The organism is Schaedlerella sp. (assembly GCF_056796775.1).
Genome location: NZ_JBQIKP010000055.1, coordinates 1 through 15956 on the forward strand (window position 1 = coordinate 1; position 15956 = coordinate 15956).

Consider the following 15956-nt stretch of genomic DNA (forward strand, 5'->3'; position numbering starts at 1 on the left):
TAAACATTTTAAAATCAAATGCCCTGAAGAAATACCATATACCCCAACCGAGGATGAGTGCGCCAGGATGTAGAGAGAATTAAGTAGCGGGAACTACGGATTAACAAAGCGGTTAGTTCATCATCCACTTCATACATACCCCCATACATCAGAGGACGAGGGGTAAATGTGTAATATTTAAAATCGTTTATATTGTCATCAATATGCTCAATATAGTCTCCTGTATAGGGAAGCATCTCATATACCTCAATAGCAAAAATCTATTTTCAGTATATCATCAATATTGACATTAGAAAAGTACTTTTTCTTGAATTTATTTCAAAAATATAATAAATAATGAAATATAAATCAAAAATCAAGTTTCATGACTCAGGCATTCCCACGTATCATTATTGACTGACATGGGATTCCCAGCTATGCTCATTGCGGAACGCATCGGTGATACTGTAGAAATGGTCAACAATATCTACGGCCAGCTGTACCTGAACCGGCACGAGGAGGTAGCGGACAGATTAGAACAATTAGTATCAGCGAATATAATAGAAGCCGAAAATCCCCTGTTCTAAAAAGGATTTTCGGCTTTATTTTCCATGTTAACTTGAATTTCGGTAAAAAAAATGATATAACCATATATGGAGACAATTTGTACAAAAGACTAGTTTTAAAGGCACCGCATTGTAAAAAGTATGCACAAACTACAGGAGAGAATTTATGTCAAACATCGAATTATTAGAAAAAACCCTCCCGGTCGCACCCTTGAAGATTGTTGCTATGGAAAGCTGCAGTGAGCTTGGACAGAAGGTGAATGACCACATCGTATCGTTTCGGAAAAATACGATCAATGAAGTCTCAGAATCCCCCTTGTATGTAAATTATCGTTCCAAAAATTATCTCGTTGACTGCTGCTGTCCCCGGTTCGGAAGCGGGGAGGGAAAAGGCATTCTCAAGGAGACCATCCGCGGCACGGACCTGTTTATCATGACAGACGTGTGCAACCACAGCCTGACCTACACGGTCAACGGACATCCAAACCATATGTCCCCGGACGACCATTTTCAGGATCTGAAAAGGATCATTTCCGCAGCCACTGGCAAGGCGCACCGGATCACCGTCATCATGCCCTTCCTGTATGAAAGCCGCCAGCACAAACGGACCGCGCGGGAATCCCTGGACTGCGCGCTGGCACTGGAAGAGCTGGCTGCCATGGGGATTGCCAATATCATCACCTTTGATGCCCACGACCCCCGTGTCCAGAATGCCATCCCGTTAAATGGCTTTGACAGCTTCAATCCCCTTTACCAGTTCATGAAGGCGCTGTTCCGCGAGGTGCCCGATCTGACTGTGGACAAGGATCATCTGATGGTCATCAGCCCGGATGAAGGCGCCATGCACAGGGCCGTGTATTTTTCCAACATGCTTGGCGTGGATATGGGAATGTTCTACAAGCGCAGAGATTATTCCAAGATCGTAAATGGAAAGAATCCCATTGTGGCCCATGAATTTCTCGGGGACGACGTGAAGGACAAGGATGTGATCATCATTGATGACATGATCTCTTCCGGGGAAAGCATGCTGGATGTGGCGAAGCAGCTCAAGGAACGGAAGGCAAAGCGGGTCATCGCCTGCACCACCTTCGGCCTGTTTACCGATGGTTTTGAAAAGTTCGATGAATACTACAAAAACGGATATCTCAGCAAGGTCATTACCACCAACCTGACCTATCTGCCGCCGGAGGCAAAGGAGAAACCTTATTTTATCACGGCGGACTTAAGCAAATACCTTGCGATCATCATTGATTCCCTGAATCATGACACGCCCATCGGGTCTGTCATGACGCCAACGGAGAAGATTCATGCGCTTCTAGAGCGGCGGATGAGGGCCGAGTTTTAAATCACCGTATGGTTTGATACCTACAATTTCAAAGGGGCTGTAAGGAAATGGTATTTTCGCGCAATATCCTGTTGTGACCTCCAACCGGTCACGCAGCAGATCACAGCGAAACAGTCATTTCCTTACAGTCCCTTTCATGAAGCCGCAGCACACGCAAACAGAATCAAGGCTCGATCATCTTCTCTTTCTCAAAGATCCACATCAGCAGCTTCCCGTGGACCGCAGCCAGCAGGGAGCCTCCAGAAGCATTTTACAGCGGATAAAATCCCCTCTAATCTCCCCCGCCCCTTCTTCGGCGTATTGCTTTAATTTTTCCTTCGCTTCTCCTGAAATATTCCGCGCATATTCCAGCAATTCCCCTGAAAACGCAGCCACAAAACTCTGCTCAGACTCAAAATCCGCATAGCTGATTATTTTCCGGCATCCACCATAGACTTGATTTCATTCAGGCGTCCGGACAGGTTGACCATATAACGCAGATCAGGGGCGCAGTATCCGTCCGTATTAAATTTCCTGGGCATATTTACTTGCGCTCCGTTCCAGATACCGCTTCTGAATCCGCGGTATCTTCCTGATCGGCGCATCCCATTCATCAATGATCATCATGAATTTATTGCCTTGCGCCCTGCCGCAAGGCATCCGGCCAGTAAAATAGTGGTTGCGCGCAGGCGGGCATATACGCCCATGGATCATTCAATCCGCAGCTCCACCTCCCCCGTAAAATGCTCCCCAGCAATCCCAATATAATTTCCTCCCTCCGGCAGTGTCAGTGTCTCCCTGTATGTCCCGTCCGCGTCAAGCAATACCGTCGTCTCCTCACTCCCAGATTCCCAAAAGAGCTCCGCGCTTCCGGATTCCCCTTCTATCCTGCAGAACACGCTGACTTCTTTGCCGTATTCCCGGTCGATCGTAGTCCCGCCGAAGAGATATTCCGTTTTGGAAAAATTGTCATAGTCTGCGGTATATTCTCCGGTATAACGATCCACTCCGCACTTCCGTCTGCCCTTTAACAGGAAATCGCTTGTCAGTCTAAAATTTCCGGCAAATTGAATCACCTCATTGTATTCTTCCAGAATTTCATCCTTGGAGCAGCCGCATAATCCGATGATGTACAAAAGCATACAAAAAAACAGCAGAAAAGATTTTCGTAGGGACAGAGACGAACATGCCCTGTCCTGTTTTGAACTGTCACAGATTTTTTTCATGCCGTCACCTCCCGGCCTTCGATTTTTCACGCTGGGCCGCGCGCAGGGTAATCCCTTTTTTCCCGGAGCTCTTTTTCCCGTGTCCGTGTACATCCCCCGGTGCCTTGGACGTCACGATCAGCACTGCCGTGATCAGCAGCATGATTCCCAGGGAAGCCGCCCCCAGCGGCACGCTGCCCTTTCCCGAGGTTCCTGAATAGGACGCCGTATCAAATCCGATCATCGTCAGCGCAACGGAATACGGATAAATATTCCGCAAAAGTCCCTCTTTAAAAAACAGAACGCAGTATCCTGTAAGGAACGCAATGACCGAACCGACCATAAAATGTCCCGGCTTCCTGCTGCACACCGTGATGATCGGAAGTACGACAATGTAGATACAGACAGAGAGCCCAATCATCTGCGGTAGCCCCTTTATGAACACGGAAAGGTTCAGATTCGAAAGCCCCCCGAAAAGTCCTACCGCCAGTGTCACCGCAAAGCTGTAAATACCGAAGAGCACTGCCAGAAGCCCCATGACGGCCAGCTTTCCTGCCAGAAATTTTCGGAAGGAAACCGGGACAGTCAATATATTTTTCAGGGTGTCGTCCGTATACTCCCGGTTGACCAGATACCCGCCGATCAGGGTAAACAAAACCGGCATGAATATCTGCGCGTTTCCCCAGATCGTATTCTCCACCAATGCGGGGATATCAAAATTGGCACATTTGAACTCTTCATTCACCACCAGCTGTGAGTAAAACTGGAGAAGCGGGGAACACACCATACCCAGCAGCCCGATCAGCAGGATATGATATCTTTTCATTTTTAGAAACTCTGTTTTTATGATCGATCGCAATTCCATTTCCTCCTATATCTCTTGTTTTTGGTAGACTCTTGTCAGCAGAAGCATGCAGATTGCCGCCTCCGCCATCAGCACGGCAAAGACTGCCGGAGTGGACACGAAGTAGGGGCGAAAGCCTTCATAAAATGTTCGAAGCGTCTCCCCCGCGTCTTCTATCGAAATAAATTGATACAGCCACCGGAAGATCATGGGCACCGGAAGGAGTGTGGCTACATTTGGTCCCAGCGGCACCCGCACAAAAGCATCACTGATATGCGTGATATATCCCGCCATGGTATAGGCAAACGCAATGATCACGGATATAATGTAGGATTTGTTGCACCAGACCACCAGCAGCAGGCAGGGCATCTCCGCTGCCCAGAGCAGGATTCCCGTTCCCGCGGTCAGAAGGAGCTGCATTCCCAATCCGTCCATTGATGCTCCTGAGAGGGCTGTCAGCAGGACAGCCGCCGCGGCTCCCGCCAGTTCATAGCATACATTGAAAATCAGCAGCACAAAAATCTTTGCCGCCGCCAGATGGCCCTTCGTGACGGGAACGCACATCAGATTTTTCAAAGTGTCATGATCCTGCTCCTCAAAAAGCAGATTGGCCGCCACAATGACTGACAGCGGGATCAGAACCAGAAAACCGTTCTCCTGCCGGATCACGGACATCATATTTTCCAGGCTCCTGTCGGTCAGGATCAGGGTATACATGGCGGGCATGATGAACGTGGTCATAAATGCGATATAAAACATTTTTTTGCGTTTTGTTTTCATGAATTCACAGATGATCAGCTTAAGCAATTCCCTCACCCCCTGTGACCCGTTTGAAATAATCTTCCAGACTTTCCTCACAGATATGCGCCTCCCGTACCTCCAGGCCATTTTCCACAAAGGAGGTGACCACCTGGCCCACCGGAAGCTTCATGTTATGCAGCTGCAGGCTGTGGTCGTCCTGTATGGTAAAATGCCGTTCCCGAAAATGCCGCTCCAGGATTCTGGCGGCCTGAGCCGTATCGGATACGAGAAAATGCACATGCCTGCTGCTTTTTCTCTCCAGCTCCGCAAGCGTCTCCTCCTCCAGCAGCACTCCATGGTCGATGATCCCAATGTCATCCGCCAGAAGGGCGATCTCCGAAAGGATGTGGCTGGAGATCAGGATGGTCTTTCCCCGTTCGTCGCAGAGGCCGCGGATAAAGGAACGGACCTCCGCGATGCCGATAGGATCCAGCCCGTTGATGGGCTCATCCAGGATCAACAGCTCCGGGTCATGCATGACCGCAAGGGCAATCGCCAGCCGCTGCTTCATACCGAGGGAATACTGGGAAAACAGCTTTTTGTCCTTGTAGGGCAGGCCCACCAGATCCAACGCGTTTTTGATTGCGCCGCGGTTCGGAACTCCCCGCAGGGCGGCAAAAATACGCAAGTTTTCCGTGCCTGTCAGGTTGGGATAAAAGCCGGGAGACTCGATCAGGCTGCCGATCCGCGGCAACAGCTTTTTTTCATTGCCCTGTAAGGGCTTCCCCCAGATCATCACTGCCCCTGAGGTAGGATCCGTCAGCCCCAGCAGCATCTTCATCGTGGTCGTCTTTCCGGCTCCGTTTCTCCCGAGGAGACCGTAAATACGGCCTTTCTGCACATGGATGTTCAGATTGGCGACACTTTTCTGCGCTCCGTATTGCTTGGTAAGATTCTTTGTTTCAATGATATATTTGGTCATTGCAAAACCTCCTTTTTGCTATGCATAGAAATGTTCCCGGCCCCTTCTCCGGTGGGAAGCAGGCCCTATTTATTTCTCTGACATGCTAAATTCTATCATGTCAACCTTGCATAAACCTTGCCGGAACCTTGCATAAACCTTGCATTTTCAGATAACAGCTCCTAACTGTTCAGAACCGCAGACTCTAAGGAACTGTCCCTAAGCTTTTTCTTCAGATTCCTGCCAGCGGGAAAGTCAGGCTGAATACAGTTCCGTTTCCCGGTTCGCTGTCTGCCGTGATCGTCCCGTTCATTTTTTCCGCAAGCTGGCGCGCGATGGACAGTCCCAGGCCGCTGCCTTTTTCAGACCGTCCCTTGTCGCATTTATAAAGCCGTTCAAAAATATGCTTCAGATCCTCTTTGCTGATCCCCACACCATGATCCGCCAGAAGAATGTTTATATTCCCGCCTTCCCCGGACAATGTCAGTTCTATTTTCTCCGCATGGCTGTGTGAAACCGCATTCTGCATGAGGTTGTTTAAAATCCGCATATATCCTTCCGGGTCCAGGTTTACCCGAAAGGGCTGTTCCGGAATCTCCGCCTCAAAATCAATCCCCGCGTTTTCCAGCACCGGGATCCAGTCGATCAGGATATTCCGTGTCAGCTCCGTCAGATCCACTGTCATAACATTCATGGAAAATTCATCGGAACCCAGCCTGAACCAGTCGAAAAGCACGTCAATATATTCCTTCAAGTCATGGGCCTTCCGGCAGGCAGTCTCGATATAGCCGTCCCGCTCCTCTCCCTCCACCATTCCCCTGTGGGCGGCGTCCAGGTAACCGATCAGTGTGGTAAGCGGCGTCCTGACATCGTGGGAAAGGCTGGTCATGAGCTGCCTGTTTGTTTCCTCGGCCCGGCGGAGTGCCAACAGCCGGTCTTCGTAAGACCGGACAATGTCATTGATCGAATAGGCAAGGGGAGCCGTAAGCTCGTGTGTTTCCGCCAAAATACGCCGATTTCCGTTCCCATTTTTTATATCCTCTAAAATGTCCGACATTTCCAGAATCTGCGTCTTAGTCCGCCGGACAGTCAAGACGGCGACGCAGATGGAAAACAGGGCAATGACAATTCCGATCACAGCAAACGTTTCAGCATTCAATGGTCAGACCTCCTTGTGAAAACGGTATCCGATTCCCTTTACCGTCTGTATATATCTTGGATTGCCGGGAGTTTCTTCGATTTTTTTCCTGAGGCGGCTGATGATCGCCATAATATTGCTGTCGTCATAAACATACTCCTCTCCCCACACTTCCTCGTAGATCTGCCGCTTCGTGAGGATCTTTCCCTGATTTTTCGCCAGGAACATCAGCACATCAAATTCCTTCGGCGGCAGGTCAAAATCTCCGTTTACCGAGGTAATGGAGCGGCTGTCAAAATGAATCGTCAGACCGTCAAAATCAAACTGCAGGGGTTGTCCGTCTTTTTGGTTAAAGCGGGTATAGCGCCGGATCAGGGAAAGGACGCGGGCAATCAGTTCTTCCATATCAAATGGCTTTGTCAGGTAATCGTCGGCGCCTGCGCGCAGCCCCCGGACCTTTGACGCGCTGTCGTTTTTGGAGGTAAGCATCAGGATGGGCAGACTATTTTCTTTCCGAATCTGCTCCAATGTTTCAAAGCCGTCCGGGCCGGGCATCATGACGTCCAGTATGACAAGCTGGTATTCGTCTTTTTTCAGCCTCTGCAGGCCGGACTGCCCGGAATAGCAGCAGTCCGCTTCTATATTTTCCCGTAAAACACCCTGCCGGATCAGGGTGCATAGCTCTTTGTCGTCATCTATGATTAAAATTTTGTTCATGATCTGTTTTCACCTGCCATCATTTCTGTAAATATCTGATCTGTTTCATAAAAAAGAATAGCACCCGGATTCTTTTTCTGTCAATCATTTTCCGCATCTTGATTCTTGACACGCGATGCAAAACAGGGGTTACTGTTCACGGTGCCTTGCGCCTTGCCGCAAGGCATCCGGCCGGTAAAATAGCGGTTGCATGCATCCGGCCATTTCACATGGTATGGTTACAGGGTGCGCCTGAAATCGCTCTCCCACTTCCGCAAATCAGGGAAATCTACAGTTCCCCTTCCACCGGCAGCACCAGCTCCACCCCATATCCCCCTGCTTCCTTTTTCAAAAAGTCCGCATGTCCTCCATGGGCGGCAATGATCTGCCGGACGATCCGAAGCCCCATAACGTGGATCTCTTTCCCATTGTCAGCCTGACGCCCCGCTAGAATATCCACCACCCTCTCCGGTATCCCGGGGCCGGAATCCAGAAGCTTCCATATGACACACCCCATTTCCTCCGAGATCCGGAGTGTGATCCGGCAGCCCTTCGGATTGTGCCGGATGCTGTTTCCGATCACATTGCGCAGCGCCCGTTTCAGAAGCTGGATATCCCCCTGCTGCCGGATCCGTTCTGTCCGGGGATCTGCCTCTGCCGTGATCTCATATCTTTCGTCCAGGCCTTCATTGTAATACTCTGCCGCCGTCTCCCGGAGCAGGACTGCCGGGCAATACTCCGTCATGCGCAGAGGCTGGGCATGATATTCCAGCTTGGATGTCAGGTTCAGGTCTTCAATCAGCTGACGGATCAAAAGGCTCTGCTGCCGGACGGCCTCCGCCTGGCAGTGTGCCTCCTCTCCCAGCTCCGGATTCTCTGCCAGGGCTTCTGAGTAGCCCATGATCAGCGCCAGCGGTGTGCGGATATCGTGGGATACCCCGGAGATCCAGCTTGTCCTGGCATCATCTCTCTGCCGAAGCTTACGATCCTGCTTTTCCAGGATCCGGGAGGTCTGATTCAGCCTGTTTGCCAGTTCTCCGGTCATTCCCTTTTCCGGCAGTAACACCGGACGCTTCTCCGCAAGCGCGTCAATCCCGGCACAGACCGGACGCAGCGACCGATAGAAACGATACGCGAACCACAGGGCCAGCACCAAAAACAGCGCCACATTCATTCCCACAGCAATGGACAGATATCTTGGAAAGGATTGGATCTGCCACAGAGGATACATCAGGTTGATCTTGACCGCGTACTCCTTCCCATATCCGGATACCAGCAGCATCCCATTCATCTCCCACACGCGGACCGGATAATCCATCAGATACCAGCGGCTGAACTTCGCCACATCGGCCAGTCCGTAGGATCTCGGAAGCTCCTCGGGAAGTCTCCAGCTCCACACTACATTTCCCCCATCGTCCAGAAGCATGGACCAGAGAAAATGATACTCTTCCAGGTAAGCATATCCCTTTTCGGAAAGCCGGTACCGCGCCGCATGTTCCGCCGTCCCCTGATCCGCAGTCGAAAACTCCGCAGCCACATGTTCCATCTCTTCCCCCGCATGCAGACGTCTCTCGCCATGCCTTTGTACAGACTGCCACCCGATCAGGTACAGCACCGCAAGGTTAAAAAACGCTACCGTCAAGACCAGAACCCCGGCACTGGCCACGTATCTCCTGATGATCTTCGCAAGGCTTTTCATAACACTCACCCCCGATGCCGCGCATCTTCATCTTTTCTCAGTCTGTAGCCCAGCCCCCGGGCGGTCAGGAGCCATTTCGGAGATGAGGGATTCTCTTCGATCTTCTTCCGCAGGTGCCGGATGTGGACCATCAGCGTATTCTCATACCCATAATAGGCATCCCCCCATACGGCCATGCACAGGGCATCAAAGGTTACGATCTTTCCCCTGTTCTCGTTCAGTTTTTTGAGGATCTGCAGCTCCTTTGCGGTCAGAGAAACGGTTTTTCCTCCGTATGTCACCGACGCATTGGAAAATGAGATCACACGCCCGCCCAGATGAAGTGACTGCTCTTCCTCCGCATCCGTCTGCGCCGCTTTTCCCGGTATAAAATAGGTCCGCTTCAGAACGGCCCCCACCCGCAGGATCAGCTCCTGGGATAAAAATGGTTTTGTAATATAGTCATCCGCGCCCAGGCCAAGGCCGAACAGCCTGTCGTTGTCCTCGTCCTTTGCCGATAAAAACAGGATCGAAGTCTCCGCTTTTTCCCTCATTTTCCGAAATAGTGAGAAACCGTCTCCGTCCGGAAGCATAATGTCCAGGATCACAAGCTGCGGCTCCTCCTGGCAGAATTTTTGCAGCCCCTCCTCACAGGAAAACGCACATGATACATTGGAATAACCGCTTCTGCGCAGGATATTTCGGATCATGGCAGACAGTTCCTGGTTGTCGTCCACCAAAAGGATTTTGCTGTCGTACAGGTTCACACAGATTTCCCCCTATCATAAATTTTTCATTATCACACATGCATTTAGCATGATCTTTTTAACTGCATTTCATTATAAGATGTTTTTCAGGCAGTTTCCAGAGACCTTCTGCAAAATTAAGGTAAATCTAAGGAACGATTCATGAATATATAAGCCTGCTCCTGTATGATAGAAATCGCAGCTGGGAACGGAACAACGCTCCCTGCTCGATTCTAAAGCCAGCTGCTGTCCGGACAGACATAAAATAATTTCAGCTGTACGATTTGATGCTTCAAGGAGCGTCAACCTGTTCGTCCAGTTGGAAATTACCACAATTCAGAAAGGAGCAATCCCTTATGGAATCTATCATCACTACCCAGGCATTGACGAAGCAATACGGCTCAAAACCAGTGGTCCGCGATCTGGCGCTGAAAGTGCCGCCGGGAAGCATCTACGGCTTCCTGGGTCCCAACGGTGCGGGGAAATCCACCACCATGAAGATGCTGCTGGGCCTGATCAAGCCCACCGCAGGCTCCATCTTCATCCTGGGAAAGCCCATGCTTGAAGAGAACCGCCTGGAAATCTTAAAAAATACGGGATCTTTGATCGAGTCTCCCTCCTACTACGGGCACTTAAGCGCCCGGGAGAACCTGCAGATCATCTGCACTCTGAAAAATGTCCTGGAAACCGGCATTGACGACGTGCTGCGGATCGTCCGCCTGGAAAAGCAGCAGGACAAAAAGGTCAAGAATTATTCTCTGGGGATGAAGCAGCGCCTGGGACTGGCAGCAGCGCTTTTAGGACATCCCAGGCTCTTGCTTCTGGATGAACCCACCAACGGGCTGGACCCATCCGGAATCCAGGAAATGCGTGAGCTGATCTGTTCCCTTCCCGGAAAATACGGCATGACTGTCCTGGTCTCCAGCCACCTGCTCAGCGAGATCGACCAGATGGCGACCCACGTAGGGATCATTGACCGGGGAGTCCTCATTTTCCAGAACGACCTGGCAAGCCTGCACCATCACAGCCGTGCCAGGATCCGCCTTCGCACCACGGATGACGGACAGGCGTTCCGTCTCCTGAAAAAAGCCCGTCTCCCGGTAGCCGCAAGTAAGGACGGAAGCGGACTCTTCCTGCATTCTGTGGAGGATTCCTGTGTACTGCGGTGCGGACATCTCCTGACAGATCAGAAGATCGGCATTTTAAGGCTGGAAGAAATGCAGATGAGCCTGGAAGAGATTTTCCTGAATCTGACGGGAAAACAGGCTTCACTATAAGGTCCACTGGAAAGGAGTCTATTATGAAAACAATCTGGTCACAAAATCGCTCCGCTTACAAAGCCGAGCAAAAAAAGCAGCGATACCGGAAGGTCTGGCTGGTGCCTGCGGGTTTTCTCATCATCCTGGCGCTGTGGATGAGCGTTCTGATGCGCAATTTCACCGCCGAAGATCTGACAAATGGCTATCAATGGCTGTTCTATCAGCTATCCCTTCTGAACGCCATCTTCGTGCCGGTGATGCTTGCCGTGATCGCAAGCCGGCTCTGCGATATGGAGATCAAGGGCAGCACCTTCAAGCTTCTCTACACGCTGGAAGAACCCGGCCGCTTTTATGACATGAAATTCCTGGCGGAGGTCAAATACCTGCTCTTTTTTTCCGTCGGGGAAATCCTGGTCATCCTGCTTTTGGGAAAGCTGTTCGGCATCTCAGAGCCCATACAGCTTCTGCCCTTTGCACAGCATTTTCTCGCCGTTTCCGCTGTGGGGGCGGTGCTCCTGAGCATCCAGCATCTGCTCTCTCTGCTGTCCGACAACCAAATTCTGCCCCTGTGCGCAGGACTGGCCGGGTCCTTCCTGGGGCTTTTCTCCATGTTCTTTCCCCGGTCTGTCAGCTTGTTCATCGTATGGGGATATTTTTCCATCTTCTCCGTATCCGGCATCAGCTGGGGGGAGATGCCGGACGGAGCGGATTATGTAGAGTATATGCATTATCTGGATTTTCCGTTTCCCGGCTTTCTGCTATTTCTGGCGGCGGGTATTCTGCTCTATCTGATGGAAAAGCATATTTTTAAGAGAAAGGAAGTGTAAGACATGCTGTTAAAATGTATCCGTGCCGAAAATCTGAAGCTGCGGCACTCCTGCGTCTGGGCGGCCTGCGTTCTGATCCCGCTCATCCCCGCTGTCATGGGAACCTTCAATTATCGGGGGAATCTGGGGATTCTGACCAGTGAGTGGTATTCTCTGTGGACTCAGATCACCCTGTTTTACTCCAGCCTGTTCTATGCGCCTCTAATCGGGCTGTACTGCTCCTACCTGTGGCGGCTGGAGCATCTAAACAATAACTGGAATGTACTGATGACAAATCCTGTACCTGTGAGAAATGTATTTCTGGCGAAGCTGGCCGTCGTATTCCGGGTCACGCTGTTCACCCAGCTCTGGGTCGGCGTGCTGTATTTCCTATGTGGGAAGCTCTGCGGCCTGCCCGGCATGGTCCCGGGGCAGATCCTCGTCTGGCTGCTCCGGGGGACATTGGCAGCTGCGGCTGTCGGGACATTACAGCTTTTTTTATCCATGGTGATACGCAGCTTTGCGGTTCCGATCGGGATCTCGCTGGCGGGCAGTATTCTGGGATTTATTCTCAGCAATAAGGGCTATAGTATGTACTGGCCCTATTCCGTCATGCTGCTGGGCATGAACGCCAATAAGTCGAAGGATTCCCTGCGGCAGGGGCTGCTTCCGTTTCTGGTCAGTCTATGCATATTCTTCCTGCTGTTTACCGGAAGTAGTATCTGGTATCTCAAAAAGAAAGATGTGAGGGCATAGCCCTCACACATGATATGAATTTTGGCCTTTCATTTCACCACTTTTCGCTTTCAAACATTGAAAATGACGGGTCTGAGTTACAGGACGCACCTGGTCAAGGTGTGTCTTGTAACCAAATAATTTAGAATCGGATCGAAATTGAATCTTCGTATTTCTCAATTCCCCCATTTCGTGATATAATCAGAAAAGCTGATAACGTCGTCTGCCGTCCCCCACGAACGGCCGGAGAAAGGAGTGAGGCACCCTTGGACATCAAAGAATATCCCAAACTCAAAGATTTTGTAATACGCCATCAGGAAGAAACTCTTTTGCTGCTAAAGGAGCTGGCCGCGATCGGCGCGCCCACATTTCAGGAAGACCAGCGGGCCATATTCTGCCTGGAATGGCTCAAGAGACAAGGCGCAGAAAATGCTTACATAGATGAGGCAGGAAATGTCATTTTCCCTTTTCGATGTTCTTCCGGCAGACCGATTGCTGCCTTCCTGGCCCATATGGATGTGGTTTTTCCTGAAAAAGGACAGATTCCGGTGAAGGAAGAGGGAAGATACTTAAAAGCCCCCGGCATCGGGGACGACACTGCAAACATGGTCAATCTGCTGATGTGCGTCAAATATCTGCTCATGGATCCGCCGAAGGATACGAAGTACGGCCTGCTTTTTGCCGCAAATACCTGTGAGGAGGGACTGGGGAATTTGAAGGGTTCGAAAACGATCTTTCAACAGCATCCCGATATTGCGGAAATGATTTCGTTTGATCTCTATCTGGGGGATCTGTTTCAAACCGCGGTCGGCTCCCACCGGTACAGAATCGAAGTCCGAACCCGCGGCGGCCATTCGTTTCATGATTTTGGGCGGGAAAACGCAATACAGGTTCTTTCCGGTATCGTTCAGGAGTTATATGGGCAGCCTCTTCCCAAAATAGGAACGACCACATACAACGTAGGCCGCTTTGAGGGAGGGACTTCGGTAAACACGATTCCGCAGAGCGCCAGCATGTATTATGAATTCCGTTCAGACCAGAAAGACTCCCTGCAGACTATGGAACAGCAGCTCTATGAAATCCTGGAATCACACAGATCCAGTGAGGTAGAAATAGATACAACACTTTTGGGAATCCGGCCATGCGGCAGCGAAGATCTCCCGCAGGACAAGATGAAGGATCTGATCCGCAGGCAGAACCGGCTGATCCAGCATTATACCGGACAGCCCGCCCATATCCAGAGTGGTTCTACCGACGCCAATATCCCGTTATCCCTCGGAATCCCGGCGGTCACCCTGGGAACGGTTGCCGGCGGCGGCGCCCATACCTATGAAGAATGGATTGAAAAGAAAAGCATGATCACCGGACAGCAGCTTGCTCTGGCAACGATACTGCAATATTGCGAAACCATCTGATACTGCGTCCCCCGGCACTGCCGCAGGTGAATGAATCCATAGAATTTATGCAGAAGAGGCTGTCGGAAAATCATCTTTGCGCACAATATATCACTGTGGCATTCCATGAATTTCAGGATATATTGTGGGAGCGCAATCATTTTCCGACAACCCCTTCCACTTTCTGCAAAATTTCCAATCTGCTACCCCACAATCATCCGGTAGCACAGATACACCACGATCAACGCCGCTACGACAATCGCTTCTGTAAGAAGAAGCTTCGGGGATTTTCCCCAGAAAAGGCTTCGGTGCTCTCCCGGTTCTAAGAGGATCCCCCATGGGCTGTGCTTCTGCATTTTCAGGGCGATTCCTTTTTTCTCGTTCTCCCCGATGGATTTCAGGAACGCCCTCCAATTGTCCTCCAGAAGCCGCATTCCCCGCAGCAGGTCTGCCTGCATGCTCTGGTTTTTCAGCACATTCTGAAAAAAACCAGCCTGCTCCAGATAGGCCGCCTGCTTCTGTGCCTCCGTGCTTTCCTTTTTTTCCTGGAACAGCCGGTAGGCGTATTCGAGCCCTTCCTCCAAAGCCCTCTGAGAGCTGTGGGTCCTGTCATACACATTGGTGGTATAATCGTACACCTTATACACCCCTTTGCGGCTCAGGTAATAATCCACCATCTGATTGAGGGCTTTCTTCATGGGGACGTTCATTGCGTTCTGCCTTCCGGAGGAGGCCGCGAACATCTCCCCTTTGATGGAGGTAATGGCCGCAAGGTATCCCACCACCTCATCATTCTTCGCGCTGATGCCTGAATGGTTTAACAGATTGCCGCTGCCGTTGATATGGGCGGCGAACCGGTTGGCCCTTGCCAGGTCATTTCCTGTAAACGCACTCCTTCCGCCTGCGATGCTGGCACTCGCAGAGCTTCCTCCCCTGCTGCCGCTCAATGCCTGATTCCGTTGGCTCATCTGCATCTCACCGGATTTTCTGCTGGCGTCAAATGCCTGGTTGAGCCGGACATTTCTCCCCTCCGTCAGCTTGTAGATCGACCCTTCCTCCGACCCGGAGGAGGAAAATGCGGCGGCCGTGGAAATGCCTCTTGACCCGGCCCTCTCCGTCACCCCGCTTCCCTTGGATTCCGGCATGAAATACCGCAGATTGCCTGCGCCTGCCGGCTTTCCCTTTGCGTAAAACTGGTCTGCCGCCCTGGCGGAAATGGAGGTTCCGGTGGTCTGCTTATAGATACTGGATTTTACATTCTGCAGAGTCTCTGTCTGCCCGGTCTCTTTCAGCAGATCCATCAGATCCTTTAAGTCTGTGTCCATCAAAAGGGTCAGCTTCTGGGCCAGGATCTCATCCAATCTGGCAATCTGAGCCGCCTGCTCCTCTCCCATCGTATGGGTCAGGATGGCTTCCAGAAGGGCCAGATACAGACGGGACAGCTCGTCAAGCTGCTTTGCGACATCCCCGTTTCCGGAAGGCATCCATTTCAAAAGGGCCTCCAGAAGCTCCTGCTCCATTTCCAGGACCCACTTGATATCCCCGTTCTCCAGAAGCTTTCCGTCTATGCCGAACCATTTGCTCTGCTTGGAAAGCTCAGACGTGTCCCGCTTCTCGTTCTGGTCCTCCCGCTCATATTCATTCTCCTGCTCCGCACGCTCCCTTTCCAGGTTTTCCTTTGCCTCGGCCGCCTGTCTTGCCGCCTGGGCGACCATCACCTGGCCTGCCTCCAGCTCCACGCTTTTCCTTGCCGCCCTGCCTGCCGCCGCTGCTTCGGAGGCCGACATGGGAGGGGCGGAGGCCGTGGAATTCGCGCCTACTTCTTTTACACCTGTCATCTGATTCCCTCATTCCTTATCGCTCAATTTCCGGATGGTGTCTGCT

The 15956-nt window shown here is 51.2% G+C and carries 16 protein-coding genes; 6 read left to right on the forward strand and 10 right to left on the reverse strand.

Annotation, left to right across the window (positions count from 1 at the left end; translation table 11 throughout):
• The first annotated feature begins 416 nt into the window (after positions 1-416).
• The gene (locus ACTOY7_RS18300) at positions 417-566 is read left to right on the forward strand and encodes a hypothetical protein (RefSeq protein ID WP_482672727.1); all 150 of its coding nucleotides are present in this window, start codon (positions 417-419) and stop codon (positions 564-566) included.
• Between the two features lie 145 nt (positions 567-711).
• On the forward strand, positions 712-1890 hold the full coding sequence (locus ACTOY7_RS18305; RefSeq protein WP_160283991.1) for a ribose-phosphate pyrophosphokinase: 1179 nt from the start codon (positions 712-714) through the stop codon (positions 1888-1890).
• Positions 1891-2091: 201 nt separating this feature from the next.
• On the opposite strand, the gene ACTOY7_RS18310 is transcribed toward ACTOY7_RS18305, so the two are convergent.
• The 9 genes from ACTOY7_RS18310 to ACTOY7_RS18350 all read right to left on the reverse strand — a co-directional run bounded on the left by ACTOY7_RS18310 (position 2092) and on the right by ACTOY7_RS18350 (position 9899).
• Positions 2092-2265, reverse strand: coding sequence for a hypothetical protein (locus ACTOY7_RS18310; RefSeq protein ID WP_300885080.1), 174 nt, complete (start codon positions 2263-2265; stop codon positions 2092-2094).
• A 314-nt stretch (positions 2266-2579) separates the two neighbouring features.
• On the reverse strand, positions 2580-3095 hold the full coding sequence (locus ACTOY7_RS18315) for a hypothetical protein (protein ID WP_330690646.1): 516 nt from the start codon (positions 3093-3095) through the stop codon (positions 2580-2582).
• A 4-nt stretch (positions 3096-3099) separates the two neighbouring features.
• On the reverse strand, positions 3100-3933 hold the full coding sequence (locus tag ACTOY7_RS18320; RefSeq protein WP_160283988.1) for an ABC transporter permease: 834 nt from the start codon (positions 3931-3933) through the stop codon (positions 3100-3102).
• Positions 3934-3945: 12 nt separating this feature from the next.
• Positions 3946-4776 carry an ABC transporter permease gene (locus ACTOY7_RS18325; protein WP_300825860.1) on the reverse strand — a complete coding sequence of 277 codons (831 nt, stop codon included), beginning with the start codon at positions 4774-4776 and terminating at the stop codon, positions 3946-3948.
• Complete coding sequence (locus ACTOY7_RS18330) at positions 4718-5641, reverse strand: ABC transporter ATP-binding protein (RefSeq protein WP_160283987.1); 924 nt, start codon at positions 5639-5641, stop codon at positions 4718-4720. The genes ACTOY7_RS18325 and ACTOY7_RS18330 overlap by 59 nt, the downstream gene beginning before the upstream one ends.
• Before the next feature lie 211 nt (positions 5642-5852).
• On the reverse strand, positions 5853-6779 hold the full coding sequence (locus ACTOY7_RS18335; RefSeq protein ID WP_300825862.1) for a sensor histidine kinase: 927 nt from the start codon (positions 6777-6779) through the stop codon (positions 5853-5855).
• 3 nt (positions 6780-6782) lie between these two features.
• Entirely contained in the window at positions 6783-7475 is a 693-nt protein-coding gene (locus ACTOY7_RS18340) for a response regulator transcription factor (protein WP_160283986.1), read from the reverse strand.
• Positions 7476-7743: 268 nt separating this feature from the next.
• Entirely contained in the window at positions 7744-9153 is a 1410-nt protein-coding gene (locus ACTOY7_RS18345; RefSeq protein WP_160283985.1) for a sensor histidine kinase, read from the reverse strand.
• 5 nt (positions 9154-9158) lie between these two features.
• Positions 9159-9899 carry a response regulator transcription factor gene (locus ACTOY7_RS18350; protein WP_482671232.1) on the reverse strand — a complete coding sequence of 247 codons (741 nt, stop codon included), beginning with the start codon at positions 9897-9899 and terminating at the stop codon, positions 9159-9161.
• Between the two features lie 335 nt (positions 9900-10234).
• On the opposite strand from ACTOY7_RS18350, the gene ACTOY7_RS18355 reads away from it, so the two are divergent.
• From ACTOY7_RS18355 to ACTOY7_RS18370, 4 genes are all read left to right on the forward strand, one after another.
• Positions 10235-11155 carry an ATP-binding cassette domain-containing protein gene (locus tag ACTOY7_RS18355; protein ID WP_160283983.1) on the forward strand — a complete coding sequence of 307 codons (921 nt, stop codon included), beginning with the start codon at positions 10235-10237 and terminating at the stop codon, positions 11153-11155.
• 23 nt (positions 11156-11178) lie between these two features.
• Positions 11179-11964 carry an ABC transporter permease gene (locus ACTOY7_RS18360; protein WP_482671231.1) on the forward strand — a complete coding sequence of 262 codons (786 nt, stop codon included), beginning with the start codon at positions 11179-11181 and terminating at the stop codon, positions 11962-11964.
• A gap of 3 nt (positions 11965-11967) precedes the next feature.
• A complete protein-coding gene (locus ACTOY7_RS18365; RefSeq protein ID WP_160283981.1) occupies positions 11968-12699 on the forward strand; it encodes an ABC transporter permease in 732 nt (243 codons plus the stop codon).
• A gap of 245 nt (positions 12700-12944) precedes the next feature.
• Entirely contained in the window at positions 12945-14093 is a 1149-nt protein-coding gene (locus tag ACTOY7_RS18370; protein ID WP_482671230.1) for a M20/M25/M40 family metallo-hydrolase, read from the forward strand.
• Positions 14094-14275: 182 nt separating this feature from the next.
• On the opposite strand, the gene ACTOY7_RS18375 is transcribed toward ACTOY7_RS18370, so the two are convergent.
• Positions 14276-15910 (reverse strand): hypothetical protein, encoded by a 1635-nt coding sequence (locus ACTOY7_RS18375; RefSeq protein ID WP_482671229.1) that lies wholly within the window; start codon positions 15908-15910, stop codon positions 14276-14278.
• Positions 15911-15956 lie beyond the last annotated feature (46 nt).